Here is a 2,414-nt window from a genome sequence, read left to right on the forward strand (position 1 = left end):
GAAGAAACAGGCTCACCTGAGCCGAACAAAGAAACGCAACAGGAATCGAAAAAGTCGAAATCAGGCTTGTCGATGTCATCCGTAGATTCATGTCGTTTATGCAGCCTGTCAGGATGTTCCTTACGACGCGACCGGGCACTCGATAGGATCAAAGGCGTGTGCGGCTAGAGCTGGTCCGGCGATGAAGCGGGGGATCTCGGCTTCGTCGCCACAGGTTTTGGCAGCAGCGTCATTCCGACCACCGCAAGGAGCCGGAGAAGCTCGCCTACTATCTGGTCTGGGGCACGGCGTTGGCCGAACTGGCCGGTGCCGCCGCCTGCGCTGGGCGGTCGAGGAATGGCTTCGAGCGCACCAAAGACGATCTCGGCCTCGACCACTACGTCGTGAAATTCGCTGACTGCTTTTGAGGCTACTGTCAGCTAGCTCTGCCAAAAGGGTTGTTGTTGGGACAACAACTGGCGACCTTATGAAACCAGTCACCTTACCAAAACCGTCCGACGTGCCGATCGCAGATGGCAAACGACACCGGATCATCCGCAAAACATTAAAGAACGAGAGAAAGGCAACAATGACACCGTCACCAAAAGATGTCGCGGCCCCGGGCCTCCCGAAACCGTCGACGAAATTTCGGCCTGACTGGCTGCGCCCGATACTTCCTGCGATCGCGCTGGCCCTGGTAACGACCGCTCCGGATCCGGGCGCCACTTACAACGGGGGACGGAAATGTGAGAAATTTCCTAAATCTTTGTTGTGCAATCCGCCAGACGACGGAGCAGACGACGGAGCGGACCGTGGTCAAGGGTGATGGATGAGCTTTTCCGCCCCATGTCCTTTGTCACAGGTTTGTCCTTCGTTGATGGGCAGCACGGGGACGAGATGGGGCTTAAGACGACGGTTGATCCAGCTCTTATCCGCGGGTTGGTAACCGCACTGGTGCCTTCGGCCACACGCGGTCCCTGATATCCAGGTCGGCGAACACCTTTCGGATGAAGGGGAATGGTCGCCGCGAGGCGTTCAGGACCGGGCCGGCGCCGTCGCGATCCTGGATGCTGGCGGGATGCGGATAAGGGACGAGAGCCCGACCGTCGGTGTCGACCAGCGCATGGCGCTTGCGGCCTTTGATCTTCTTGCCGGCGTCATAGCCACGCGGCCCGCCACTCTCGCAGGTCTTCACGGTCTGGCTGTCGATGACGGAGGCCGTGGGTGAAGCCTCTCGGCCGCAACGTTCGCGATCCAGCATCAGGAGCTTGTGGTTGATCTTCTCGAACAGGCATGTGTCACGGAACAAGCAAAACCAGCGAAACACCGTGCTCCTCGGCGGAAAATCCGATGGCAGAAGACGCCACCCGATCCCGCCGCGCATGACGTAGAAGATCGCGTTCACGATCTCGCGCAATGGCCATTTGCGCGGTCGCCCCGTCGGGCGCGCCGTGGGCATGAGTGGCGCGATCAAACTCCACTCTGCGTCCGTCATGTCTGTTTCGTAGCGCAGGCTTCCGCGGTTATGCTGGCGGCGAGTAGCTGGCGTCCACATCAGGTCTCTCCAATCAGGCTTCGACAACCCGTTGGAATCACGACCGCGCCAGCTGCTCAACCCCTTCGGCGAGATCAATATTGGAGCACATGTTTGTGTGGATGTAGATTCACACGAATCCACTAACACATTGAATGCGAGGGCGGCTTGCGGCATGACCGAGGTGCGTGAGGATAGCGGCCCCCCGCCGTAGCCTTGCTGATAGTGCCGTGCGGTTGACGGATCGGATTATGCTCGGCGTCTCGCGATCGTCGAGCATAACGCGCGAAGCCCGCGAGCCCGACGATCCAAGGCAAACCGGCATGGCGAAACACTGCCTTCATGAACAAGCCGTCCGAAGCTCCAGTCCATCCAGAATAGCATTGGTCGGGCGAGTGACAAACTGGCGAACAGCCTTCACGTGTGCCGCGCATGAGAGCGCCGGCCAACGAGCGGGCAAAACCCGTCAAAGCTTCTTGAGCAGTGCGCCGCCGATCGAGTATCCCCGCCCTGAAGGTGCAGAGCAGGCCGTAATCGCCCGCCTTCATATCCTCGTGGTTTTCCTTGAAGGCGATGATCGCGCCGGCCGCCGCCGTGTTGCCGAGCCGCTCCAGCACCATTGGCGCCCGGTCATGCCGACATCATGGCCGAAGGAGAGCTTCAGGATCATCGCGTTCATGCGCGCATTGGCCTGATGCAGCCAGAACCGGCGGATGCCATGCGGGGTCAGGCCGTGCTCGGCCAGGAAATCCGTTGAACATTGCCCCCAGCGGTGTTTCAGCCGCCGACCATCGGACCCCAACCACCGCCACCGGCCAGTTGTGTGCGTCAAGTTCTGCAAAAATGGCGTGGCAGTAGCTGTGACGTCGGCGTGTCCGCCGCGCAGCCCCCGTGTTTAGCG

At 60.4% G+C, this 2,414-nt stretch carries 2 pseudogenes; both read right to left on the minus strand.

Annotation, left to right across the window (positions count from 1 at the left end):
* Positions 1–929: 929 nt before the first annotated feature.
* A pseudogene (locus NKI50_RS30450) lies at positions 930–1,534 on the minus strand (IS5 family transposase); the annotation flags it as partial.
* A 445-nt stretch (positions 1,535–1,979) separates the two neighbouring features.
* Positions 1,980–2,264, minus strand: a pseudogene (locus NKI50_RS30455) (3-oxoacyl-[acyl-carrier-protein] synthase III C-terminal domain-containing protein); the annotation flags it as partial.
* Positions 2,265–2,414: the final 150 nt, after the last annotated feature.

This window comes from Mesorhizobium sp. M0563, assembly GCF_040321065.1.
Classification (GTDB): domain Bacteria; phylum Pseudomonadota; class Alphaproteobacteria; order Rhizobiales; family Rhizobiaceae; genus Mesorhizobium.